Genomic DNA, 25,707 nt, shown 5'->3' with positions numbered 1-25,707 from the left:
GAAAAGTAAGTTCGCTTGCTTTTCTTTTTTTGTCAAATATTGCCTAGGAAATAAAATAAAAAGATCATTTTGACCTATAAGAAAATTATTGATATTAAATAGAGTAATCTATAGAAGTTACATTGTTTTTTTATTCACATAAGCGTATAATAGGGGTAGTCTAAAAGAATTGGGGGAAACCAGAAATGTACAAAATAGTCAAAAAAGAAAGACTAAATGATGTTGTTGAGTTAATGGAAGTTCATGCTCCTATGGTTGCAAGAAAATGTGAACCAGGTCAATTCATTATTTTAAGAGTTGGTGAAGATGGAGAAAGAATTCCTTTAACAATCGCTGATTATGATCGTGAAGCTGAAACAATTACAATTATTTACCAAATTGTAGGTTTTTCAACTCGTCAATTAGCTAAATTAAACGAAGGTGATGAAATCACTGATTTCGTAGGACCTTTAGGTGTACCAACTGAATTACATAAATCAAATCATGTTGTTGGTATTGCCGGTGGGGTTGGTAGTGCACCACTTTATCCACAACTTAAAAAATTAGCTGAAATGGGTGTAGATGTGGATGTTATTATTGGTGGACGTGAAGCACAATATGTATTATGGGCAGATAAGTTTAAAGCTTTCTGTAAAAATGTATATGTGATGACAGATGATGGATCTTTAGGAGAAAAAGGATTTGGAACTGTTAAATTACAAGAATTAATTGATAGGGGCAATCCAATTGATGAAGTTATCGCTATTGGACCAGTACCTATGATGAAAGCTGTTGTTGGGGTAACAAAACCTCATAATTTAAAAACAATGGTTTCATTAAACCCTATTATGATTGATGGTACAGGTATGTGTGGTTGCTGCCGTGTTACTGTTGATGGTAAAATTAAATTCGCCTGTGTTGATGGACCAGACTTTGATGGCTTATCAGTAGACTTCGATGAACTAATGGCTCGTCAAAGAATGTTCAAAGAAGAAGAACATCAAGTAGATGTGAATGCAGATCGTATTTGTAATTTAATGGGAGGTGCAAAATAATGCCTAATATGTCACCAAATAAGGTTAAAATGCCTGAACAAGATCCTAATGTAAGAAATAAAAACTTTGAAGAAGTTTCTTTAGGATATACAAAAGAACAAGCTATGGAAGAAGCAACTCGTTGCTTAAATTGTAAAAAACCATTCTGTATGGATGGGTGTCCAGTAGGAGTACCAATTCCTGAATTCATTCATCATGTTGCAGAAGGTGAATTTGAAGAAGCTTATCAAACAATTACAAGAGAAAATGCATTACCTGCAATTTGTGGACGTGTTTGTCCTCAAGAAAATCAATGTGAAGGTAAATGTGTTAGAGGAATTAAAACTGAATCAGTAGGAATCGGACGATTAGAAAGATTTGTTGCTGATTATCATAGAGAACATGGAAAACCTACAGAATTAAAAATTGAAAAAAATGGTAAAAAAGTTGCTGTTATTGGATCAGGACCTGCTGGTATTACATGTGCTGGAGAATTAGCTAAAAAAGGTTATGATGTGACTGTTTTTGAAGCATTACATAAAACAGGTGGGGTATTATCTTATGGTATTCCAGAATTCAGATTACCTAAAAAATTAGTACAAAGTGAAGTAGACGGTGTTGCTGCTTTAGGTGTTGATTTCCAAACAAACGTTGTTGTAGGGCGTTCAATTACAATTGATGAATTACAAGAACAAGGATATCAAGGAATCTTTGTAGGTAGTGGTGCTGGTTTACCACGTTTCCAAGGAATTTCTGGTGAAAACTTAAACGGTGTTTACGCTGCTAATGAATTCTTAACTCGTGTTAACTTAATGAAAGGATATCAATTCCCTGATCATCCAACACCAGTTAAAGTAACAGATACTGTTTGTGTTATCGGTGCTGGTAACGTTGCCATGGATGCTGCAAGAACTGCAAAACGTTTAGGTGCTAAAAACGTATATATCGTTTATCGTCGTGGACCTGAAGAAGTTCCTGCCCGTGCTGAAGAAGTACATCACGCTAAAGAAGAAGGAATTATCTTCAAACTATTAACAAACCCAGTTAAAATTGAAGGTGAAGATGGATGGGTTAAGTCTATGGAATGTGTTGAAATGGAATTAGGTGAACCTGATGCATCTGGAAGAAGAAGACCAATCGCTAAAGAAGGATCTAACTTCACAATTGAAACAGGAACAGTTATCGTTGCTATTGGACAAAGTCCAAACCCACTAATCAGACATACAACTCCTGGTTTAGATTGCCAATCTTGGGGTGGAATTATCGTTGATGAAGATTCAATGAAAACATCTAAAGATGGTGTTTATGCTGGTGGAGATGTTGTTACTGGTGCAGCAACAGTTATCTTAGCTATGGGTGCTGGTAAAAAAGCGGCTAAAGCAATGGATGAATATTTACAAAATAAATAATTAAAAAAGTCAATTCTTCGGAATTGGCTTTTTCATTAAGATAACATGATTTTTGTAATTTTATTATTAGAAAGAAGATAAGTCATTTTTACCGTTTTCTTTTCACTGGAGGCAATATATTTAGTAGGAGTAACTTTATTATTTGGATAATCTAAAATATCTTTATTATCTCCTACACGAATATTTCCTAGAACTTGATAGTAGTCTGTAAATAGAACTACTTTTTTTATTTTATTATTTTTATCTAAGATAATTTGAATGTTTTTATTAGAATAGATTGTATTATTATTTTTTTTAGTTTCTTCATATTCATCACCAATATAATCATTAATACTTTTAATTTGAAGTCCTTTATCAAGAGCTAAACCATCATCTAAAAGAATGGAAAAACCAAAATCATTATCTGTCAGTAATTCTTCTTCAACTTCTTTTTTCTTTGAACAACCACATAGTAAAAGAATAAAACAACATATAAATAGTATTTTTGTTTTCATAGAAAACCTCCTTTAAATAATTGTACTAGATATTTTACATTCGCTAAAGTGAAATATTACATGACTATTATTTTTCGTGGGAATAAAAAGTTAGTATAATAAGTCTCTTTCATTTTGTTTAATTTCAACTCATTATCTTATATAATCTTTTTATAGATAGAGCGAAAGAGTTTATTTAAAATAAACAGGAGGTCATTATGAAAGATTTACTTATGACAATTCAATACAACAACAAGGCCTCTTTTTCGCTTTTTATTTTTTAATTTGAAACATATCTTTTCTAAGATATGTTTTTTTTACAATCAAAAGGGGGATTCAAGATGCCAAAAAGAGAAGATATTAATACAGTATTAGTTATTGGGTCAGGACCAATTATTATTGGACAAGCCTGTGAATTTGACTATTCAGGAACACAAGCTTGTAAAGCGTTAAGAGGATTAGGGTATAAAATTGTTTTAGTTAATTCAAACCCAGCAACAATTATGACGGATCCAGAAACAGCGGATGTGACATACATTGAACCATTAAATGTAGAAAGATTAACACAAATCATTGAAAAAGAAAGACCAGATGCCTTACTTCCTAACTTAGGTGGACAATCTGCGTTAAACCTTTGTTCAGAATTAAGCAATGCCGGTGTTTTAGATAAATACAATGTGCAAGTATTAGGAGTAAAAGTTGACGCCATTGAACGCGGAGAAGACCGCTTAGAATTCAAAAAAGCTATGAATGAACTCGGTATTGAAATGGCAAGAAGTGAAATTGCGAATACAGTTGATGAAGCACTTGCTATTGCAGATAAATTAGGATATCCAGTTGTTGTAAGACCTGCTTATACAATGGGTGGTGCCGGTGGAGGACTTGTTTACAACGTAGAAGAATTAAGAACCGTTGTCAATCGTGGTCTTCAAGCAAGTTTGGTACACCAATGTTTAATTGAAGAATCAATTTTAGGTTGGGAAGAATTAGAATTAGAAGTTGTCAGAGATGCTAAAAACAACATGATTACAATTTGTTTTATTGAAAATATCGATCCATTAGGTGTACATACGGGGGATTCATTCTGTAGCGCCCCAATGCTTACTATTTCTAAAGAAGTACAAGATCGTTTACAAGAACAAGCCTATCGTATTGTTGAATCAATTGGAGTTATTGGAGGTACAAATGTTCAATTCGCTCATGATCCAGTAACAGATCGTATTGTTGTTATTGAAATCAATCCAAGAACATCACGTTCATCTGCTTTAGCTTCTAAAGCGACAGGTTTCCCTATTGCCTTAGTTTCAGCAATGTTAGCGGCTGGACTTACATTAGATGAGATTCCTTGTGGTAAATATGGAACGTTAGATAAATATTATCCTGATGGGGATTATGTTGTTATTAAGTTTGCTCGTTGGGCTTTTGAAAAATTCAAAGCTGCAGAAGATAAACTTGGTACACAAATGAAAGCTGTTGGGGAAGTTATGAGTATTGGTAAAACTTATAAAGAAGCTTTCCAAAAAGCAATTCGTTCTTTAGAAACAGGGCGTTATGGTTTAGGGTATGCAAAGAACTTTAATGATTTATCTAAAGATGAATTATTAAAATTATTAATTAATCCAACAAGTGAAAGACAATTCATTATGTATGAAGCTTTAAGAAAAGGAGCTACTGTTGATGAATTATTTGAACTTACAAAAATTAAACATTATTTCATTGAACAAATGAAAGAACTCGTTGAAGAAGAAAAAAAAATCGCTTCTTATAAAGGAAATCAATTACCAGATGACGTTTTAAAACAAGCAAAGAAAGATGGATTTGCTGATAAATATATTTCTAAGATATTAGATATTGAAGAAAAAGAAATTAGAAATCAAAGACTTGCTATGGGTATGCATCAAGTCTGGGAACCAGTTCATGTATCAAGTACAAAAGATAGTTCGTATTATTACTCTACATATAATGGAAAAGATCAAGATGAAGTTTCAAATAATAAGAAAATCATGATCTTAGGCGGAGGACCAAACAGAATTGGTCAAGGTATTGAATTTGATTATTGTTGTGTTCATGCTTCTCTTGCCTTAAAGAAATTAGGATTTGAAACAATCATTGTTAACTGTAACCCAGAAACAGTTTCAACAGATTATGATACATCTGATAAACTTTATTTTGAACCATTAACATTAGAAGATGTTTTAAGTATTCATGAAAAAGAAAAACCATTAGGAGTTATTGCTCAATTTGGTGGACAAACACCATTAAATCTTGCAAGTCAATTAAAAGAAAATGGTGTTAATATTTTAGGAACAACACCTGAAACTATTGATATGGCTGAAGATCGTGATTTATTTAATGAAATGATGGAAAAACTAGAAATTCCAATGCCAGAATCAGGAATGGCAGTTACAGTTGATGATGCTTTAGAAATTGCTCAAAGAATTGGTTATCCATTAATGGTAAGACCATCTTATGTATTAGGTGGTAGAGGAATGGAAGTTGTTTATGATGATGAATCATTAAAACAATACATGGCTGCTGCTGTTGGGGTAACACCTGATCGTCCTATCTTAATTGACCGTTTCTTAAATGATGCTATGGAATGTGAAGCAGATGCTATTTCTGATGGAGAAAATGTTTTTGTGCCTGCTGTTATGGAACATATCGAACTTGCTGGTATTCATTCAGGAGATTCAGCATGTATCTTACCATCAAAACATATTCCAGTAAGACATGTACAAACAATTAAAGAATATACTAAGAAAATTGCTAAAGAAATGAATGTTCGCGGTTTAATGAATATGCAATATGCCATTGCAGATGATAAAGTTTATGTTTTAGAAGCAAATCCACGTGCTTCAAGAACAGTACCTTTAGTATCTAAAGTATGTAACATCAACATGGTAAAACTTGCAACAGATATTGTTACACGTGAACTTACAGGTAGACCATCACCTGTTAAAGATTTAAAAGATAGAAAGATTCCACATATTGGTGTAAAACAAGCTGTTTTCCCATTCAATATGTTCCCTGAAGTTGATCCAATTCTAGGACCTGAAATGAGATCGACAGGAGAAGTATTAGGTTTAGCTAATTCTTATGGAGCAGCAATCTTTAAAGCAGAAGAAGCAACACAAACAAAATTACCAACATCAGGGCGTGTGTTAATTTCAGTATCTGATCGTGATAAAAAAGATGTTGTTGAACTAGCAAGAAAATATTATGATGCTGGATTTGAAATTGTTGCTACAGGTAAAACATTTGAATTAATCAATAGCAATAACATTCCAGCTATCAAAATTAAAAAGATCAAAGAAGGTCGTCCAAATATTGTAGATGCTCTTACAAATGGTGAACTTGATATGGTGATCAATACGCCACATGGTAAAGAATCTGCACATGATGATAGTTATATTAGAAAAACAGCTATTAAAATGAAAATTCCATACATGACAAACATTGCTGCTGCAAATGCAGCTGTAGAAGGTATCTTAGAAGCTGAAATTCATGGAACACATGAAGTAAAATCACTTCAAGAATATCATAAAGCAATTAAAGATTAATATGAATGATTGTTAGGAAGTCATAAGATTTCCTAACAATTTTTTTATTTTTACAAAAAAGAAGAAAAAAATAAAAAAAGAGCGAATAAATAAGTAGGAGGACTACTTATGGAAACAATCAATAAAATAACAACGAGTAAACAAACAACAATGTATGATCATTTATGTAAGACGATTATAGGAAATGAAGAAGTATTATCAAGAATCATAAAGGCAGCTGTAGATGAAGCAAAGCATTTAAGTATTGAGGAAATTAGAAGATTGATAGAAGGGGTACATATAGGTAATCGAATAGTCAATCCTCATTTTCATCTTGTAGATAAAGAAGGTTTTATCAAAGATGAAGGTATGGTTTATTATGATATTTTATGTTATATTGATGTACCACAAGAAGATGGAAAGAATATACGGGTTTATTTAAATGTAGAAATACAAAATAATCCTTATCCAGGATATTCTATTATTACCAGAGGATATGCTTATGTTTCAAGAATAGTATCAAGGCAATGGGGAAGCGAATATGATTATCAACACTATGACGAGATGAAGAAGGTCTATTCATTATGGATCATGCCAAAGGCACCAAAAAGAAAAGATGGGCATATGAATGTCTATGAAACAAATGAAAGGATTATTTGTGGAACGACAGTAGAAGAAAAAGAAGTTTATGACAAGGGAGTAATTCTTGTGATATACTTAAACAAAGAACATGACTTAAATAAAAAGTATGAAGTATATGATGAATTATTGACACCATTGATGGTCCTTCTAAATAATGTATTAGATTATAAGGGAAAGCAAAGAATTATAGAAGAATATGGATTGAATACAAAGAAAATAGAAAGAGAGGTTAAAGATATGTGTGATTTAGGTGAAAGCATTGCCTTAGAAGCAAGAAATGAAGGTAAACAAATAGAACGTAAAGAAAATAATATAGCGCATATAAAAAAACTAATGATAGGATTACAAATGTCATTTAAAGAAGAAATTAACTTATTAGAAATACCTGAAAAGGAAGTAAAAGAAATAGAAAAGTATTTTCAATCATAGAAAGAGAGTAAAATCTCTTTTTTTATACTAAAAAAATTGTTGATAAAATAAAATTACATAATAATAAAAAATTATAAATTAGTGTTGAAAAATGTTATCAAATCTACTATACTATTCAAGAACAAAAGGGGATGAGGGCTATGTTACAACAAAGTGTCAAATATGATTGCTTACAATTGAATACGAGTACCTCATTTTTATATTCTCATTGTTTCTAACATATCATTTTTAATTGATATGTTTTTTTATAACAAAAAAAGGAGGACAATATATGAAAGCCTATTTAATCTTAGAAGATGGAAACGTATTTGAAGGTGAAAGCGTAGGAGCTGACAAAGAAGTTGTCAGTGAATTTGTATTTAATACTTCGATGACAGGATATGTAGAAGTACTGACAGATCCTTCCTATGCAGGACAATCAGTTGTTATGACATATCCATTGATTGGAAACTATGGAGTATGTTTAGAAGATCAAGAATCTACAAAACCTTATGTTGAAGGATTTGTTGTAAATGAACTTGCAAGACTTGGAAGTAACTTTAGAAAAAATGTTGATTTAAAAGATTATTTAATTGAACATGATATTCCTTGTATTCAAGGAATTGATACAAGACATTTAACTAAAATTATTAGAAATAAAGGTTGTATGAATGGAATGATTACAACAACAAAATATGATGATTTAAGTGAAGTCATGGGAAAAATACATAACTTTAAGGTAACAGGTGTCGTTGAAAAAACAACATGTGACAAACCATATAAAGTAGGAACAGGAGATCGAAAAGTTGCTTTATTAGACTTTGGCGCTAAGAAAAATATTGCTAAATCACTTGCAAATAGAAATATAGAAGTCACAGTTTATCCAGCATCTACTCCTGCAAGTACAATCATTGAAGGAAACTATGATGGAGTGATGTTATCAAATGGTCCTGGAGATCCAAGCGAAAATGTTGAAATCATTAAAGAAGTTAAAAAACTATCTGAAAGTGGTTTACCAATCTTTGCAATCTGTTTAGGGCATCAATTGATGGCTTTAGCTCATGGATTTAAAACTGAAAAATTAAAATATGGACACCATGGTGCAAATCATCCTGTTAAAGATTTAAATACAGGGCGTGTTTATATTTCTACACAAAATCATAACTATGTAATTTGTGATGATTCTATTGATCGAAATATCGCAAAGCCTTGGTTTATTAATGTAAATGACCAAACAATCGAAGGTGTTGAATATACTGGTAAAAATATTAAAACAGTACAATTTCATCCAGAAGCATGTGCTGGTCCATTAGATACAGATGCTTTATTTGATGAATTTGAAAAAATGATGGAGGGTAAATAAGATGGCAAGAGATTTAAGTATAAAAAAAGTATTAGTTATCGGTTCAGGACCTATCATCATTGGTCAAGCAGCAGAATTCGATTATGCTGGAACACAAGCATGTCGTGCTTTAAAAGAAGAAGGGGTAGAAGTTGTTTTAATTAACTCAAACCCAGCAACTATCATGACAGATGCTGATATCGCAGATAAAGTTTATATCGAACCATTAACTGTACCTGTTGTTAAAAAATTAATCATGGAAGAAAAACCAGATAGTATTTTACCAACATTAGGTGGACAAAATGCACTAAACATCGCTATGGCTTTAGCGGATGAAGGATTCTTAGAAGAACACAATGTTCGTACAATTGGGACAAATACAGATACCATCAAACTTGCAGAAGATCGTTTAGAATTTAAAAACTTAATGGAAAGAATTAACGAACCATGTGCTGCATCAATCGTTGTTAACCATGTTAATGATGCTTTAGAATTTGCAGGAAAAATTGGTTATCCAGTTGTTGTAAGACCTGCTTATACTTTAGGTGGTACTGGTGGAGGTATCGCAAATAATGAAAAAGAACTTCATGATATTTGTTCAAATGGTTTACGTCTATCAAGAGTAAGTCAATGTTTAATTGAAAGATGTATTGCTGGATGGAAAGAAATCGAGTATGAAGTAATGAGAGATAGTGTAGGAAACTGCATTACCGTATGTAACATGGAAAACTTAGATCCTGTTGGTGTTCATACAGGAGATAGTATTGTTGTGGCACCAAGCCAAACTTTATCAGATAAAGAATATCAAATGTTACGTTCATCAGCTTTAAATATTATTACAGCTTTAAATATTGAAGGTGGATGTAACGTACAATATGCTTTAAATCCAAATAGTTTTGAATACTGTGTTATCGAAGTAAACCCTCGTGTTTCTCGTTCATCAGCTTTAGCTTCTAAAGCAACAGGTTATCCAATTGCTAAATTAGCGGCTAAAATTGCTTTAGGATATACCTTAGATGAAATCAAAAATGCCGTTACAGGTAAAACATACGCTTCTTATGAACCAACATTAGACTATGTTGTATGTAAAATTCCTAAATGGCCATTTGATAAATTCGTTGATGCTTCAAGAAAATTAGGAACACAAATGAAAGCAACTGGAGAAGTTATGTCAATCTGTAATAACTTTGAAGGAGCTTTAATGAAAGCTTTACGTTCTCTTGAACAAAATGTTTTCTACTTACATTTAGATGCCTTTACAAAATTAACACATGATGAATTAAAACAAAAATTAAAAGATGTTGATGATCAACGTATCTTTGCAGTAGCTGAATCCTTAAGAAAAGGAATTACTGAACAAGAAATCCATGAAATTACTAAAATTGATGTTTGGTTCATTGATAAAATCAAACATTTAGTAGAAATGGAAGAAAGAATTAAAACAGAAGAATTAACAGTTGATTTATTAAAACAAGCAAAAAGATTACAATTCCCAGATAGAGTCATTGCTGAATTAACTGGAAAAACAGAACAAGAAATTCATCAAATGCGTAAAGATAATAATATTGTTGCAGCTTATAAAGTTGTTGATACATGTGCGGCAGAATTTGATGCACAAACACCTTATTACTATTCAATTCAAGGTGGAGTGAACGAAGTAGAACCACAAAAAGAAAAGAAAAAAATCATGGTTTTAGGATCAGGACCAATTCGTATAGGACAAGGTATTGAATTCGATTACTGTTCGGTACATTGTGTATGGGCCTTAAAAGCAGCAGGATACGATACAATTATTGTTAATAACAACCCTGAAACAGTATCAACTGACTTTGATATTGCAGATCGTTTATACTTTGAACCATTAACTGCTGAAGATGTAGAAAGCATTGTTGATATTGAAAAACCAGATGGAGCCATCGTGCAATTTGGGGGACAAACAGCCATTAAACTTACCAAAGCACTTACAGATATGGGGGTTAAAATCTTAGGAACTGATGCCGATGATGTAGATGCTGCTGAAGATAGGGAAAGATTTGATGAAATTCTTGAAAAATGTCATATTGATCGTCCAAGAGGTTCAACAGTCTTTACTGCAGAAGAAGCAATTGAAGTTGCTAATAAATTAGGATATCCAGTTTTAGTAAGACCATCTTATGTATTAGGTGGTGCTGGTATGGAAATTGCCTTAAATGATGGTGATATTAAAAAGTTCATGAAAATCATTAATAGACAATACCAAGAACATCCAATCTTAATTGATAAATACTTATCTGGTAAAGAAGTTGAAGTTGACGCAGTTTGTGATGGACATGGTATCTTAATTCCAGGTATTATGGAACACGTTGAACGTGCGGGAGTTCACTCGGGAGATAGTATTTCTGTTTACCCACCACAAAAAATCAAACAAGAAATTAAAGATGTTATCGTTGATTATACAAAACGTCTTGCTAAAGCATTACACGTTGTGGGATTAATCAATATTCAATTCATTGTTTATGAAGATCAAGTTTATGTTATTGAAGTTAACCCAAGATCTTCAAGAACAATTCCTTATATTTCAAAAGTTACAGATATCCCAATTGTTGCCATTGCAACAAAAGCTATTATGGGACAAACGATTGAAGAACAAGGATATTCTTATGGAATTGTTCCAGAAAAAGAAACAATTGCAGTTAAAATGCCAGTTTTCTCATTTGAAAAAATCAAAGGTGCAGAAATTTCTTTAGGACCTGAAATGAAATCAACAGGTGAAGTTTTAGGTATTTCTAAAAACTTAGATGAAGCTATTTATAAAGCATTCATGGGAACAGGTATTCAATTACCTAAGAGAAAGAATATCATTTGTACAATTAAAGATTCTTCTAAAGAAGAATTCTTACCAATCGCTAAACAATATTATATGTTTGGTTATGACTTATATGCAACAGAAGGAACATATAAATTCTTAAAAGAACATGATGTACCTGTACATTTTGTCAATCGTATCTGTGAAAAAACAAATACAATCTTTGACTTAATGTTTACGGATACAGTTGATTTAGTAATCGATATTCCAACAAGAAATGATAACTTAAAAGATGGCTTCTTAATTAGACGTTTTGCTGTAGAAGCAGGTATTCCAATTTATACGTCACTTGATACAGCAAAAGCACTTATTGATTCACTTGAAAAACGTAAACATGGTGTGCCATCATTAATTGATATTACAAAATTAAGATAATTTAAAAATGGTCGAAAGACCATTTTTATTTTGGACATAATTTTAAAGAAGTATTTTGGACTATCTGTCCATTTATAAAAAAATGTATTTTTCTATAATGAAAGAAGGAGGTTTTTTATGAATCAAGAAAATACTTCTTTTGAAAAACAAAAAAAACTAATTGCAAGAAGAAATGCTCTCAAACTTTTCTTTGTTCGTTTTCCTGACGAAGATCCAATTTTTTTAGAAAATCTATCAACCAAACAATATGAAGAACTCTTTGATTTGCTTTTATTAGGTAAGAACTTAGAAGAAATAAAAAAGGCTATTTTAGATATAGCCTAATTCTTTACATGCATAATAAATACCATCTTCATCAATAGAAGTTGTCACAAAATCACTTAATTTTTTTAAATCATTATTCCCTTGTCCCATACAAATCGAAAAAGAAGCATGTTTAAACATTTCAACATCATTTAAAGAATCCCCAAAAGCCACATAACTTTCCATATTCCATAACTTCATAAAATAAGCAATGCCAGTTGCTTTAGAAATTCCTTTAATAGTAATATCCGCATAACTACTTTCTCCTACCATCACATCAAGTTCTTCAATATCTTTAAACTCTTGATAATCATAATCTAAAGGACCATAAGCAATCATGGCACCTACTTCTTGATTGGTATAGCTACCAACAGGGGGAATTGGATTATTGAAATAATTACATGAACGAATGACATCTTCATTGGGTTCCATATTAATAATTCTTGGGGTACATTTAAGAGCTAAAGGAATGTTGTGTTTTTTAGAAGCCTCTAAAGCTTTTAAAACAACATCCTTAGATAAACTTTCTTTGTGAATAAGTTTTAAATCTTTATCTAATAAAGCTTGTCCACTATTACATACATACCCATCAAAGGCAAAAGTATCATAAATGTGAGTATTCTTTAAAGAATCAACACTTCTTCCTGTAGATACTAATAAAAGATGACCTTTTTCTCTTAATAAATTTAAAGCTTTGATGGTACTTTCTGGTACTTGATGATCTGTGGTTGTTCTTAAAGTACCATCAATATCAAAACAAAACAATTTCTTCATTATTTACCCTGAGGGAAAAATCTTGCAAGTGAATTTGCGACTGCTGAAATAGGCATTGTTTGAACCACAATTCTTCCAGGACCAGTAACCACTGTATTAAATAATCCCTCTCCTCCTAAAAATTTATTTTTTAAACCAGGAACTGATTGGATATCCATTTTACAAGTGGCATCCATTATTGCAAGATAACCGGTATCAATAACCATTTGTTGACCTGGTAGTAAATTATATTCTACGGTACTTCCATCAATTTCAATAAAACATGTTCCGTGTCCTGAAATCTTTGTTAAAATAAAACCTTCACCACCAAATATACCAGAAGAAAATTTTTTATTAAAGAAAACCGATGTTTCTACATTTTCTTCACTAGCTAGAAAAGCAGATTTTTGAATGATGACTTCTTTTCCAGGTTCTACATCAATAGCGACAATTTTTCCAGGGAAACTTGAGGCAAAGGCAATCAAGCCATCTTTATTTGCCGTATAACTATTTCTAAATAAAGTTTCACCAGAAAATATTCTACCGATGATTTTACCAGCACCACCACCATTTGTTTCCATTTTCATACATGGATCCATCCAAGACATAGCACCACTATCACTAATCATTTTTTCACCTTTATTTAAATGACAAATAACAACAGGGAGAGTATCTCCAACAATTTCGTATTTCATAATTTTTCTCCTTTTATAAAGCCACACAAACAGGTTGAATAATATCTAAGGTATTTCCTGTAGGCTTAATTTCTTCTTTTTCTTCATTAAATGTATAAAGCTCTAAACAATCGTTTTCTTGACTAGCAACGACAATATAACGATCATCAATAATATTAAAATCACGAGGTCCTTTTCCAGTATGCACCATATAAAGTAAAGTGATTTTTCCTGTTTCTTGATTAACACGATAAAGGACAATACTATCATGTCCACGATTGGAAACGATAATATGTTTACCACTTGATGTCATATGAATAGCAGCAGCACTTGAAAAGCCATGGAAATGGCGAGGTACACAATGAATAACTTGAACCAAAGTAAAGTGTCCATCATGATATTGGTAAACCATAATACTGTTACCAATTTCATTAACGAGATAACAGTATTTTCCATCATGAGAAAAAATCATATGACGAGGTCCACTACCTGGATTTACAGCTTGACTTAAAGAGGTTTCTTCTAACTTTCCATCTTTGAAATCATACATGACAATTTTATCCGCACCTAAATCAACACTATAAAGATATTTTTGATCTGGGGTAATTCCTACATAATGCGCATGAGGACTTGTTTGTCTTTTAAGTAAATCAATTCCTGAACCATGATGGTGAACAACTGAAAGTTTATCTCCAATTTTATGATCCTTTAAAGGGAAAGTAGCTGTTGCTCCAACGTGATAATTTGCAGTAAATAAATATTTTTGATCAGGACTTAAACATAAATGAGTATAAGAACGACCATGGGAATTATAAAAAGAAAGTTGTTTTAAATCATCTTCTTCAATATGATAACTTGCGACACCTCCTCCTTCACCAACACGTGCATCTTTTAAAGATACATAAAGATAATCATCTTTTTTAATAACATATGAAGGAAAATCTTCGGTAGGAATATGTTTATTTAAATGAAGTTCATTTTTAGTTTCATCTAGAGTACATACATAAAGACCTTTTTCTTTTCCTTTAGCGTAACTTGATACGTAAAAACGATACACAAAATCGCCTCCTTTTGAAATAATTGTACCATAAAATAACTATAAAAAGCTTTCTATATAAGAAAAAAAGAGATGCATGAAGCATCTCAAAATATTATTTTTGCCCAATGCCTTTACAATAAGTTTGAACAACTTCATAATCTCTATCTAAAACAACAAGATCAGCATCATAACCAACGCCAATTGTTCCTTTACGATCATCAACATGTAAACATCTTGCTGGGTTTGATGTACATGCATTGATCGCGTAATTAACAGGAACTAAAGCATCTTCAATTATGATTTTTAATCCTTTGTTTACATTTAAAGTAGAACCAGCTAAGTTACCTGCTTCTACTAAATGAGCACTTCCATCTGGATAAATAACAACTTCTTGTCCACCAAAATCAAATTTAGTACCTACAGGGAATCCTTTGCACATTAAGGAATCTGTAATCATAACACTGTAATCAGGACCTTTTGAAGTAAAGAAATTATTTAAAGCGGCAAGAGTAGAATGATTTCCATCACAAATAATTTCTCCATACATATTTCTAATACGTAAAGCACCCCCAACAAGACCATTTGCACGATGCGTAAATGGTGTCATTGCATTATAAACATGAGTCATACTTCTTGCTCCATGGGCATAAGCTTGAACAGCTTGTTCATAAGTAGCATTAGAATGTCCAATACTTACAACTACATTATTCTGACTACAATATTTTGTAAGAGTAAAATCTTCATCATTTTCAACAGCCATAGTAATATATTTGATTAAACCATGAGCAGCTTTTTGATATCTTTTAAATTGTTCAATATTAGGTTTTACACAATATTCTTCAGGTTGAGCTCCTTTATGTGCTTTATTTAAATAAGGACCTTCAAAATGAATACCTAAGATTTCTGCACCTTCATAACCTTCTTCTACGACTTTTGCGACATTACTTACCGCGTTTGTAAGAACTTCTTCACTTTGAGTAAGAGTTGTCGCAAGGAAAGAAGTAACTCCTTCATCAACGATTCCTTTTGCCCATTTTCTTAATCCTTCAGGATTAGCATCATTTGTATCAAAACCATAAGCTCCATGGCAATGAATATCAATAAAGCCAGGAAGAATTCTTAAATTTCCATAATCTTTCGTAACTTCTTTTTCATTGTAAGGATATATTTCTTTAATAATTCCATCTTCTAATTCTAATTGTGCTGGCGTGAATTGATCCGCAATCCAGACTTTTTTACTTTGTATAATCATAATTTCACCTCATCTTTATTATAGAATACTTTGCTTATCTAGACAAGCAACAATTCCTCTTATTTCTAATAAAAATTCAATTTACCTTACCTCTAAATTAGTATATAATTAGAGTCATAATAAGGAGGAAGAGGATATGGATGAAAATTTACTTTTATCATTAATTGAAAACAACGCGAAAATGGAAGTCGTTGATCTTGCGGCCGCCTTAAACGAAACAGAAGAAAATGTTGATAAGACAATTAAAGATTTAGAAAAAAATAAAAAAATCTATGGTTATCATACTTTGATCAATTGGGATAAAACAAATCACGATGTGTGTACAGCTGTGATTCAAGTTAATGCGAAACCTGAAAGAGATTATGGATATGATCGTATTGCAAAAAAAATCTATAATTTTCCAGAAGTAGATACAATGTATTTATTAGCGGGAAATTATGAGTTTTTATTAATTGTTAAAGGAAAAACAATGGTTGAGGTTGCTAAATTTGTAAATAGTCGTTTAGCGGTCATTGAAGGTATTGAAAGAACTGCCACAATGTATGTTTTAAAACAATATAAAAACATGGGTAAACTTGTTGAGGATGATAATAAAGATGCAGCAGAAAGATTATTGGTAACTCCATAATGGATTTTGAAAAAATTGTAAATCCTATTGTAAAGGATATTCCACCAAGTGGAATTCGTAAATTCTTTGATCTTGCCAATCAAATGGAAGGTGTTATTTCTTTAGGGGTAGGGGAACCTGATTTTGCAACCCCTTGGACAATTAGAGAAGCTGCAATCTATTCAATTGAAAAAGGAAAAACATTCTATACTGCAAATCAAGGATTATTAGAATTAAGAAAAGAAATTTGTAAATATCAAAAAAGAAGATTTGATTTAGATTATAAACCAGAACAATGTATTGTCACTGTTGGGGGATCTGAAGGAATCGATTTAGCCTTTAGAACAATTATTAATCCAGGTGATGAAGTCATTTTATTACAACCAAGTTATGTTGCTTATACACCAGGTGTTGCACTTGCTGGTGGAGTAGTAAGAAACATTATTTTAACTGAAGAAAATGAATTTAAATTAACACCTGAACTTTTAAAAGAAGCTATCAATGAAAAAACAAAGGCCATTCTTTTAAATTATCCAAGTAATCCAACAGGTGGATTTATGACAAAAGAAGACTATGAAAAATTGGTGCCTATCTTTAAAGAATCAGGAATTATGATCATAACTGATGAAATCTATGCAGAACTTTCTTATGAACATAAATTCTGTTCAATTGCATCTTTTGATGAAATCAAAGATCAAGTTATTTTAGTGAGTGGTTTTTCAAAAGCTTATGCGATGACAGGATGGCGTTTAGGTTATGTTCTTGCTAATGAATATCTTGTTAAAATGATGAAAAAGATTCATCAATATGTCATTATGTCAGCACCAACATGTGCTCAATATGGTGCCATTGAAGCAATGAGACATTGTGACGAAGAAATTGAAAAAATGCGACAAGCTTATCTTGCAAGAAGAAATTTCTTAGTCAAAACATTTAATGAAATGGGACTTAAAACATTTACACCACAAGGGGCTTTCTATGTTTTCCCATGCATCAAATCAACAGGTTTAACATCGGAACAATTCTGTGAAGAACTATTAAATGATCAGTTAGTAGCTTGCGTTCCAGGAAGTGCTTTTGGTGAAGCTGGAGAAGGTTATATTCGTGTTTCTTATGCCTATAGTTTAGAAGAACTTAAAGCGGCAACACAAAAAATTAGAAAATTCTTAGAAAAAAAGGGAGTTAAATAACTCCTTTTTTTTGGCTTTAAAATAGATACAAATTCATCATAAAAAATAATAATTCCCTATAATAAAGATAAAGAAAAGGGGATGATTAAGATGTTTGCAAGAAGTTATGAACAAATGACAGATGCATCTATTATGGAGGTAAAAACATATTTATTAATTCATAGTGAAGGTGTTTATCAACAAGATATTTATGATTTAATGAATAAATGTTTAGATGTTTCTCAGTTAAAAAGAAAATTGAATAAAAGAAAAGATCTTCAATTATGGTTGTTTACAACAATTAAAAGATATATTGATTGTAGTTTATCTTATAATGAAATGGAATATCATCTTATTATGATGAATATTCTTATTCATCAACATTTTCGTCCTTTGGTCGAATATAAATATAATTTATTTTATTATATTTTAGATAAAAGTAGTTTTAATTTAGAAACCTATTGTTTATTAAGACATTTACTTACTTTTAAAATGAATCAATTAAATAAAGTGATTTTAGGAATGACAAATTATAAAATGTTAAGTGATGAACAAACACATTACTATGCAAGTCTTATTCTTCTATTGGAAAAACAATACAAACAAGCTTATCTACACTTACCATTTGTTACAATAGATGAATCATTTAAACGCTTTGAAAAATCTCTTTATAATTATTCACCATATCGTTATGAAATGTTGTATCATAAAGACAAGACATATTCACTTAACTATGCAAGATAGGAGAAAATTATGGACAGACTCTATTACACATATCTTATTATTAAAGAATCATTAGATTATATACCTGCTATTGAAATAAAAGGGCAACTTGAAGAAAAATATCAAATTAAAGTTGATGTTAAAACAGTTTATCAAGCTATTAGAAATATTAATGAATTATCAAAATATGTTTATCAAAAAGAAATCATTAAAACTAAACATCGTAAAGGTTATAGTATTGATGAAGAATTTTTCAATGATGGACAATTTCAATATCTATGGGACAGTGTGCTTTTCAATAATGATTTAAATGAAGATGAAGTGAATGCTTTACTCACAAAATTACAAACTTTAAGTTCAAGCAAACAACTTTCACGTATTCAAAATCAACCAAGAAAAAATCAACCAAGAAATTATGATCTGCTTTTAAATATGACAACCGTCATTAAAGCAATTCATGAAAAGAAAAATATTTATTTTAAATATGTAAGTTATGAAATTAAAAGAAATAAGTTTGTAGAAATTGCGCATAATCATGGAAATCATAAAGAAAATAATGAATTCTATATTATTTCTCCTTATAAATTGATTCAAAGAGATTCTAAATACTATGTTTTAGGTTATTTTAACCAACGTCCTGATAAACTCTCTATTTATCGTCTTGATCGTATGCGTCTTGTAAGAAATCATAAAAGCCCTTTTGAAGAAGGGGAACAATTTGATTTAGAACAAGAAGTTGATCATATAAATATGTATGTTTCAGGACAAAAGGATACACTTGAAATTAGTTTTGATGAAGTGGTTTTAAGAGAAGTCATTGATCAATTTGGACAAGATCATCCTGTTAAAAAAGACTTTGAAAATCGCTATCATCTTACTATAGAAGATGTTCTTATTTCTGATGGTTTGATTGGTTGGCTCATGATGTTGCAAGATCATGTAAAAGTTATTAAACCTTATTCTTTACAAGAGAAAATGAAAAAAAGAATTGAAAAAATGTTTATACAATATAAGTAGAGCTATCATTTAGATAGCTCTTTTGTCTTTTTCCAATCAATATCTTTGATTTGTTTAATGATAGATTTAAATAAATTTCTTTTGTCTTTTGGATAAATCGCATAATAACTGACATGTGCTTCATTATCGGTAATTGGAATTAAAATACGATTATCTTCTGCTTCTTCTATTTGAATTGTAATATCACTTCTAAAATTAGGTAAAGCGGACATCTTGGTAAGTTCATTAAAAACAGAAGGATCGTCTTGAAATAAAAGATGTGATTCAGGAATCATACGTTGACAAACTTTATTCCAAAAACCAATACGTGTAAGAAGTAAAACACTTTGACCGTTTAAATCAGAAAAAGATATTTCTTTAAAAGGTGCTAAAGGATGTGCTGGGGGAACAGATAAATAAAGAGATTCATTTAAAAATTCTTGTGAAATATATTTTTTATCTTGTAAAGGATGATGTAAAACGATTAAAGAATAATCTCCTTTTTCTAGACCTTCAATTAATGTCTTTTCATCTTGAACTAGGGTACTTTCAATTTGGGATTCTGTATTATTTAATAAAGCATATTCAACACCCCATAAAGGAGCTGGTGCACAAGAACCAAAAGAAATATGATTTTGACTTAGTTTTGTAAGTTCTTTAATCATTTCTTCTCGTCCATCAAGTAAATTTTGTGCAAATTCTACCGCAAGTTTTCCATTTTCATTCAATTCAATTTTATTTTTCTTACGATTAAATAAAGAAAGTCCTAAATCATCTTCTAATCTTTGCATAGATCTTGTAAGTCCTGGTTGAGAAATCAACAATTCTTCAGCAGCTTTTGAAATGGTTTTATTTTTCGCAATGGATACAAGATGTTCAAGTTGGTTAAATTCAATCATAGTTTCACGTCCTTTTCGTTATTATAACACACTATGACTTTGAGTTATAGTGAGACAATTGAATGATAATGTGCTTTTTTAATGCATATATTAAAATAAAAATATTAATAATTAGTGGAAGCCCTCGTCCAAGAAAAAATACAAAGATTGCCCTCGATGAAATGGTTAAAATCTTTGATCAAGAAGATATTGAAAGTGAAATTGAGTATGTTGGAAATAAGGATATTCGTGGATGTATTGCCTGTATGTCATGTAAAGCAAGATTAGGTCATTGTATCTTTGATGATTGTGTCAATGCGATTGATGATCAAAAGTTTGAAGAGGCAGATGGACTTGTCGTTGGAACACCTGATTATTATGTCTCTGCCAATGCGACCTTAGTTGTTTTTCTATATAATACGTCCTTTGATAAAAATGATGAAGGTTGGAATTTTATGGCAATATTTGGTAAAAAACTATCTTTGGATAGCTTTTTTGTATAACTGACAGTTATAGTAAGATGCTTTATTGATATTGTACTTTTGTTTCTTTGAAATCTACAATAAAGATGTATGGAGGAACAAAATATGGAATATATAACTTTGGCTAATGGTTATCAACTACCGATGTTAGGATACGGTACTTTACATATACCTCCTAAACAAACAAAAGAATGTGTTTTAAAAGCCTTTGAAGCAGGTTATCGTTTGATTGATACAGCCGCTTCTTATCAAAATGAAAAAGAAATAGGGGAAGCCATTAAAGAATCAAAACTTAAAAGAGAAGAAATCTATTTGACAACAAAGGTATGGGTTCAAGATGCCGGTTATGAAAATACGTTACAGGCATTTCATCAATCATTAGAAAACTTAGGAGTTGATTATTTAGATCTTTATTTAATTCATCAACCTTATGGTGATTATTATGGCTCATGGAAAGCTATGGAAGAACTTTATCAACAAGGCAAAATCAAAGCAATTGGTGTTTGTAACTTTTCACCAGAAAGATTCATGGATCTTTATATGAATAGTTTGATACACCCTATGATCAATCAACTTGAGTTTCATCCCTTCTATCAACAAAAAAATCAAAAATGTGTTTTAAAACAATGTGATTGTCTGTTAGAAGCATGGGGCCCTTTAAATGAAGGACAACGCGATATCTTTCATCATCCAATGTTATTAGATATTGCGAAAAAACATCAAAAATCAGTTTCACAAATTATTCTAAGATGGCATCTAGAAAATCACATTATTGCCATTCCTAAAACCACACATTTAGATCGTATGCAAGAAAATATAGATATTTTTGATTTTCAGTTAGATGAAGAAGATAAAAAACAAATAGAACAGCTTGATTTAGGTTATAGTGAAATTATTGATCATCAAAATTATATGACCGCAAAATGGCTTAATAAATATAAAATACATGATTAAAAGGAGAAAGGAATATGTTATTTTACTTTACAGGTACAGGGAATAGTTTGTATGTGGCTAGACAAATTGAAGAAACGCCCATCAGTATTCCTCAAGTCTTACATCAAGAAAACTTAAATTTTAAAGATGAAAAAATTGGAATTGTTTATCCTGTTTATGCCGGAGAAGCACCACAAATTGTTTTAGAGTTTTTAGAAAAGGCAACATTTGAAACAGATTATTTCTATTTGATTTTAACTTATGGAAAAGATGTCACAGATGCTCCTGAATGTATAGCACGTTTATTAGAAGAAAAAGGAAGACACGTAAATTATATTCATTCTATTTTAATGGTAGATAATTACTTACCATCCTTTGATATGAATGAACAAAGGACAATGGATAAAAATGTTGAACAACAAATTCAACAAACACTTCAAGATATCCAAAATAAAAAAGAAGAAATTCCTAAAGCAACACAGGCAGGAAGAGATTTCCATGCTTCTGCCAAAGAAATCTTTGTGAAAAATCCAGAACTCATTAATGGTGAACAAATTATGGTAACTGATAAATGTGTTGGCTGTGGTATTTGTACAAAGGTGTGTCCAAGAGGTCTATTTTATGTTGAAGATAAAAAGGCTAAAAGAAAACAAAATACTTGTGAATTTTGCTTAGCATGTGCACAAAACTGTCCATCAAAGGCCATCATCACAAAATTGAAAGACGCCAATCCTAATGCTCGTTATAGACATGAAAAAGTAAGTCTAAAAGATATTATTGAAGCAAACCAACAAGTATAACTTCCAGTTATACTAACATGCACTATTGATATTGTACATTTATAGAATTTAAAACTAAAATAAAGATAGAAATTGGAGGAGATAATAATGAAAACATTTGAATTAAATAATAAACAAACAATCCCTGCAGTAGGATTTGGAGTCTTCATGATTCCTAATGATGGACCTACTTATGATGCAACTTTAACTGCTTTAAAAGCAGGATATCGTCATATTGATACAGCTGCTGGTTACTGCAATGAAAGTGATGTAGGAAAAGCAATTAAAGATAGTGGTATTGATCGTTCAGAAATCTTTATTACTTCTAAATTATGGTTACAAGATTATGGTTATGAAAATGCCAAAAAAGGTATTGAAACTTCTATGAAATTATTAGGAGTAGATTATATTGATCTTTATTTATTACATCAACCTTATGGTGATTATTTAGGAGCTTGGAAAGCTTTAGAAGAAGCGTATCAAGCAGGTAAAATCAAATCTATTGGTATTTCTAATATTACTGTGAACTTATGGAATAAATTTAAAGATGGTATGACGGTAATGCCAGCGGTCAACCAAGTAGAATTTAACCCATTTGTTCAACAAAAAGAATTAAGAAAAGTGATGGCTGAAAATGATATTCGATTAGAAGCATGGTATCCATTAGGACATGGAAATAAAGATTTATTAGAAAATGAAACAATTGTTTCATTAGCTAAAAAATATAACAAAAATGCCGGTCAAATTATCTTAAGATGGATTTATCAAGAAGGAGTTATTTCTTTACCTAAATCTACAAATGAAGAAAGAATGAAAGGAAACATTGATATCTTTGACTTTGAATTAACAGATGAAGAAATGAAAGAAATGCAAGCCTTAGATACAAACAAACCATCTCATAATCCTGAAGATCCTGCCAACGAAACACGTTTAATGGGATTAAAAATTCATGACTAATTTTATTACTTTAAACAATGGCTACCAAATCCCTCAACTTGGATTTGGTACCATTCAACAATTTGGTAAACAAATTGAAGACAATGTAGCTTTTGCCTTAAACCATGGCTATCAACTTATTGATACTGCCAATCGTTATGGAAATGAAGTTGAAGTAGGAAAAGGTTTAAAACAATCGGGATTAAAAAGAGAAGATTATTATTTAGAAACAAAGTTAGGACCTACACTTTATGAAAATGATCAAGCAATCGGTAATACTTTAAAAAGATTAGGCGTAGACTATATCGATGTTATGATTTTACATCATCCCGTTAATAATTATATTTATGCTTATAAAATGTTAGAAAAAGCGTATAAAGAAGGAAAAATCAAAGCGATAGGACTTTCTAATTTCCAAGTTGCACAAATTCAAGAAATCATTGATCAATGTGAAATAGCACCAATGATTATGCAAGTAGAATGTCATCCTTATTATCCAGCAGAACATGTATATGATTTTTGTAAAAAAAATCATATACAACTTCAATCATGGTATCCTCTAGGACATGGAAATAGTGATATGTTAAAAGAGGCAATCTTTGTAGAGCTTGCAAAGAAATATCATAAATCAACTGTACAAATTATTTTAAGATGGCATCTCCAAATGGGATTTGGTCTTGTTCCGGGAAGTAAATCATTAGATCATATTGAAGCGAATGCACAAATTTTTGATTTTAAACTAACAGATGAAGAAATGAAAGAAATTGAAAAAGTGAATAAACATATACCATTTTATAAAGTGACTAAAGAATCTTTACAAAGACTTGCCACAACAAAATGTAATTTTGAAGAAGGAGAATAATTATGGAATACAAAACATTAAATAATGGAGTGAAAATGCCAGTTGTTGGTTTTGGTGTTTTCCAAGTTAAAGATGAAGAAGAATGTAAAAGAGTTGTTTTAGATGCGATTGATGCAGGATATCGTTTAATTGATACTGCACAATCTTATGGAAATGAAGAAGCTGTTGGTAAAGCAATTCAAGAAACAAATGTACCAAGAGAAGAATTATTTATTACTACTAAAGTATGGATTTCTAATTATGGTTATGAAAAGGCAAAAGCTTCCGTTGAAGAATCATTAAAGAAAATGCAATTAGATTATTTTGATTTAGTTTTATTACATCAACCATTTAAAGATTATCATGGAGCTTATCGTGCTTTAATTGATTTGTATAAAGAAGGAAAAATTAAAGCTATTGGTGTATCTAACTTCTATCCAGATCGTTTAGTAGACTTAGCTTTAGATACAGAAGTTGTACCAGCTGTTAACCAAGTAGAAGTGAATCCTTTCCATCAACAAGATACAGCTTTAATTTACAATACAAAATATGGTGTTCAATTAGAAGCATGGGCACCATTTGCGGAAGGTAAAAATGGTATTTTTACAAATGAAACACTTGTAGAAATTGGAAACAAATACAATAAATCAGTTGGACAAGTTATTTTAAGATGGCTTGTACAAAGAGGAATTGTTCCTTTAGCTAAAACAGTCAGAAAAGAAAGAATGCAAGAAAACTTAAATATCTTTGATTTTGAATTAAGTGAAGAAGATATGCAAACAATTGCTTCACTTAATAAAGATACAAGTTCATTTTTCTCTCACTATGATCCAGCAACTGTAGAAATGATTTGTGGCTTAAAACGCTAGTGGAGAAAAGTTTATAGCATGCGTGATAGTGTAAGTTGTTAGCTCTATATAAATAAAACAAAGTGATTTCTTAATGAAATTAGGTTTATATTTAAAATATGTAAGAAAATAGTGGGACGTAGTTCTCACAATGGCATGAACTTAAGAAAGATTTTATTTCTTAAGTTTGTGCCTTTATTATTATGCTTATCTTATTAAAATTGTACATGAAAAAAAGCGCAAAAGGCACCTAATAAAATTTATCATTTTTTTAAATTTTTCAGTTGTTTTTTATCTCATATTATCCTATCATTATTGTAACGATGGAAAAGGAATTCCCTATACTACAGGGGCTGGATTCAGTGATTAGTGGTCACAAATCCAGCTTTTCCTTTTGCTACTGGTGGATTCCTACGCCCATCTATTCTATGCCTTGTTTTCGGTATGC

23 protein-coding genes are annotated in these 25,707 nt (G+C 30.9%); 17 read left to right on the top strand and 6 right to left on the bottom strand.

Annotated features, from left to right (window positions below; translation table 11 throughout):
* The first annotated feature begins 185 nt into the window (after window positions 1-185).
* Together C7U55_RS08870 and gltA are read left to right on the top strand one after the other, a co-directional pair.
* Window positions 186-1,034 (top strand): sulfide/dihydroorotate dehydrogenase-like FAD/NAD-binding protein, encoded by an 849-nt coding sequence (locus C7U55_RS08870; protein ID WP_106988260.1) that lies wholly within the window; start codon window positions 186-188, stop codon window positions 1,032-1,034.
* Window positions 1,034-2,422, top strand: coding sequence for an NADPH-dependent glutamate synthase (gene gltA, locus C7U55_RS08865; RefSeq protein ID WP_048924779.1), 1,389 nt, complete (start codon window positions 1,034-1,036; stop codon window positions 2,420-2,422). The genes C7U55_RS08870 and gltA overlap by 1 nt, the downstream gene beginning before the upstream one ends.
* A gap of 35 nt (window positions 2,423-2,457) precedes the next feature.
* Here gltA and C7U55_RS08860 read toward each other — a convergent pair whose 3' ends face one another.
* Complete coding sequence (locus C7U55_RS08860) at window positions 2,458-2,916, bottom strand: hypothetical protein (protein ID WP_106988259.1); 459 nt, start codon at window positions 2,914-2,916, stop codon at window positions 2,458-2,460.
* Between the two features lie 320 nt (window positions 2,917-3,236).
* Between C7U55_RS08860 and carB (C7U55_RS08855) the strand changes: the two genes are divergently transcribed.
* The 5 genes from carB (C7U55_RS08855) (at window position 3,237) to C7U55_RS08835 (ending at window position 12,370) form a co-directional block, all read left to right on the top strand.
* On the top strand, window positions 3,237-6,455 hold the full coding sequence (carB, locus tag C7U55_RS08855) for a carbamoyl-phosphate synthase large subunit (protein ID WP_106988258.1): 3,219 nt from the start codon (window positions 3,237-3,239) through the stop codon (window positions 6,453-6,455).
* Window positions 6,456-6,563: 108 nt separating this feature from the next.
* A complete protein-coding gene (locus C7U55_RS08850; RefSeq protein WP_106988257.1) occupies window positions 6,564-7,505 on the top strand; it encodes a hypothetical protein in 942 nt (313 codons plus the stop codon).
* Between the two features lie 271 nt (window positions 7,506-7,776).
* The gene (locus tag C7U55_RS08845; protein WP_106988256.1) at window positions 7,777-8,847 is read left to right on the top strand and encodes a carbamoyl phosphate synthase small subunit; all 1,071 of its coding nucleotides are present in this window, start codon (window positions 7,777-7,779) and stop codon (window positions 8,845-8,847) included.
* Window position 8,848: 1 nt separating this feature from the next.
* Window positions 8,849-12,046 carry a carbamoyl-phosphate synthase large subunit gene (gene carB, locus C7U55_RS08840; RefSeq protein WP_106988255.1) on the top strand — a complete coding sequence of 1,066 codons (3,198 nt, stop codon included), beginning with the start codon at window positions 8,849-8,851 and terminating at the stop codon, window positions 12,044-12,046.
* A gap of 117 nt (window positions 12,047-12,163) precedes the next feature.
* On the top strand, window positions 12,164-12,370 hold the full coding sequence (locus C7U55_RS08835) for a hypothetical protein (RefSeq protein WP_106988254.1): 207 nt from the start codon (window positions 12,164-12,166) through the stop codon (window positions 12,368-12,370).
* Here C7U55_RS08835 and C7U55_RS08830 read toward each other — a convergent pair.
* The 4 genes from C7U55_RS08830 to nagA form a co-directional block, all read right to left on the bottom strand.
* The gene (locus tag C7U55_RS08830) at window positions 12,356-13,123 is read right to left on the bottom strand and encodes an HAD family hydrolase (protein ID WP_106988253.1); all 768 of its coding nucleotides are present in this window, start codon (window positions 13,121-13,123) and stop codon (window positions 12,356-12,358) included. The genes C7U55_RS08835 and C7U55_RS08830 overlap by 15 nt on opposite strands.
* Entirely contained in the window at window positions 13,123-13,797 is a 675-nt protein-coding gene (locus C7U55_RS08825) for an AIM24 family protein (RefSeq protein ID WP_106988252.1), read from the bottom strand. The genes C7U55_RS08830 and C7U55_RS08825 overlap by 1 nt, the downstream gene beginning before the upstream one ends.
* A gap of 13 nt (window positions 13,798-13,810) precedes the next feature.
* Window positions 13,811-14,833 (bottom strand): lactonase family protein, encoded by a 1,023-nt coding sequence (locus C7U55_RS08820; RefSeq protein ID WP_106988251.1) that lies wholly within the window; start codon window positions 14,831-14,833, stop codon window positions 13,811-13,813.
* 94 nt (window positions 14,834-14,927) lie between these two features.
* Window positions 14,928-16,067 (bottom strand): N-acetylglucosamine-6-phosphate deacetylase, encoded by a 1,140-nt coding sequence (nagA, locus tag C7U55_RS08815; protein ID WP_106988250.1) that lies wholly within the window; start codon window positions 16,065-16,067, stop codon window positions 14,928-14,930.
* Window positions 16,068-16,203: 136 nt separating this feature from the next.
* Between nagA and C7U55_RS08810 the strand changes: the two genes are divergently transcribed.
* The 4 genes from C7U55_RS08810 to C7U55_RS08795 all read left to right on the top strand — a co-directional run bounded on the left by C7U55_RS08810 (window position 16,204) and on the right by C7U55_RS08795 (window position 19,583).
* Window positions 16,204-16,695 (top strand): Lrp/AsnC family transcriptional regulator, encoded by a 492-nt coding sequence (locus tag C7U55_RS08810; RefSeq protein ID WP_106988249.1) that lies wholly within the window; start codon window positions 16,204-16,206, stop codon window positions 16,693-16,695.
* On the top strand, window positions 16,695-17,864 hold the full coding sequence (locus C7U55_RS08805; RefSeq protein ID WP_106988248.1) for an aminotransferase class I/II-fold pyridoxal phosphate-dependent enzyme: 1,170 nt from the start codon (window positions 16,695-16,697) through the stop codon (window positions 17,862-17,864). Before C7U55_RS08810 ends, C7U55_RS08805 begins: the two co-directional genes overlap by 1 nt.
* 90 nt (window positions 17,865-17,954) lie before the next feature.
* Window positions 17,955-18,587, top strand: a complete 633-nt coding sequence (locus tag C7U55_RS08800; protein WP_106988247.1) for a hypothetical protein — start codon at window positions 17,955-17,957, stop codon at window positions 18,585-18,587.
* A gap of 9 nt (window positions 18,588-18,596) precedes the next feature.
* Window positions 18,597-19,583 carry a helix-turn-helix transcriptional regulator gene (locus C7U55_RS08795; protein WP_227213131.1) on the top strand — a complete coding sequence of 329 codons (987 nt, stop codon included), beginning with the start codon at window positions 18,597-18,599 and terminating at the stop codon, window positions 19,581-19,583.
* A gap of 5 nt (window positions 19,584-19,588) precedes the next feature.
* On the opposite strand, the gene C7U55_RS08790 is transcribed toward C7U55_RS08795, so the two are convergent.
* A complete protein-coding gene (locus C7U55_RS08790; protein WP_106988245.1) occupies window positions 19,589-20,461 on the bottom strand; it encodes a LysR family transcriptional regulator in 873 nt (290 codons plus the stop codon).
* 62 nt (window positions 20,462-20,523) lie between these two features.
* On the opposite strand from C7U55_RS08790, the gene C7U55_RS08785 reads away from it, so the two are divergent.
* The 6 genes from C7U55_RS08785 to C7U55_RS08760 all read left to right on the top strand — a co-directional run bounded on the left by C7U55_RS08785 (window position 20,524) and on the right by C7U55_RS08760 (window position 25,280).
* A complete protein-coding gene (locus tag C7U55_RS08785; RefSeq protein ID WP_239985186.1) occupies window positions 20,524-20,943 on the top strand; it encodes a flavodoxin family protein in 420 nt (139 codons plus the stop codon).
* Window positions 20,944-21,027: 84 nt separating this feature from the next.
* Window positions 21,028-21,876, top strand: coding sequence for an aldo/keto reductase (locus C7U55_RS08780; RefSeq protein ID WP_106988244.1), 849 nt, complete (start codon window positions 21,028-21,030; stop codon window positions 21,874-21,876).
* Between the two features lie 14 nt (window positions 21,877-21,890).
* Complete coding sequence (locus C7U55_RS08775; RefSeq protein ID WP_106988243.1) at window positions 21,891-22,655, top strand: EFR1 family ferrodoxin; 765 nt, start codon at window positions 21,891-21,893, stop codon at window positions 22,653-22,655.
* A gap of 87 nt (window positions 22,656-22,742) precedes the next feature.
* Complete coding sequence (locus C7U55_RS08770; protein WP_106988242.1) at window positions 22,743-23,591, top strand: aldo/keto reductase; 849 nt, start codon at window positions 22,743-22,745, stop codon at window positions 23,589-23,591.
* Entirely contained in the window at window positions 23,584-24,432 is an 849-nt protein-coding gene (locus C7U55_RS08765) for an aldo/keto reductase (protein ID WP_106988241.1), read from the top strand. Before C7U55_RS08770 ends, C7U55_RS08765 begins: the two co-directional genes overlap by 8 nt.
* A gap of 2 nt (window positions 24,433-24,434) precedes the next feature.
* On the top strand, window positions 24,435-25,280 hold the full coding sequence (locus C7U55_RS08760; protein WP_106988240.1) for an aldo/keto reductase: 846 nt from the start codon (window positions 24,435-24,437) through the stop codon (window positions 25,278-25,280).
* Window positions 25,281-25,707: the final 427 nt, after the last annotated feature.

This window comes from Faecalibacillus faecis, from assembly GCF_003024675.1.
GTDB classification, from domain to species: Bacteria; Bacillota_I; Bacilli_A; order Erysipelotrichales; family Coprobacillaceae; genus Faecalibacillus; species Faecalibacillus faecis.
This window is presented reverse-complemented; position numbering and strand designations above follow the sequence as displayed.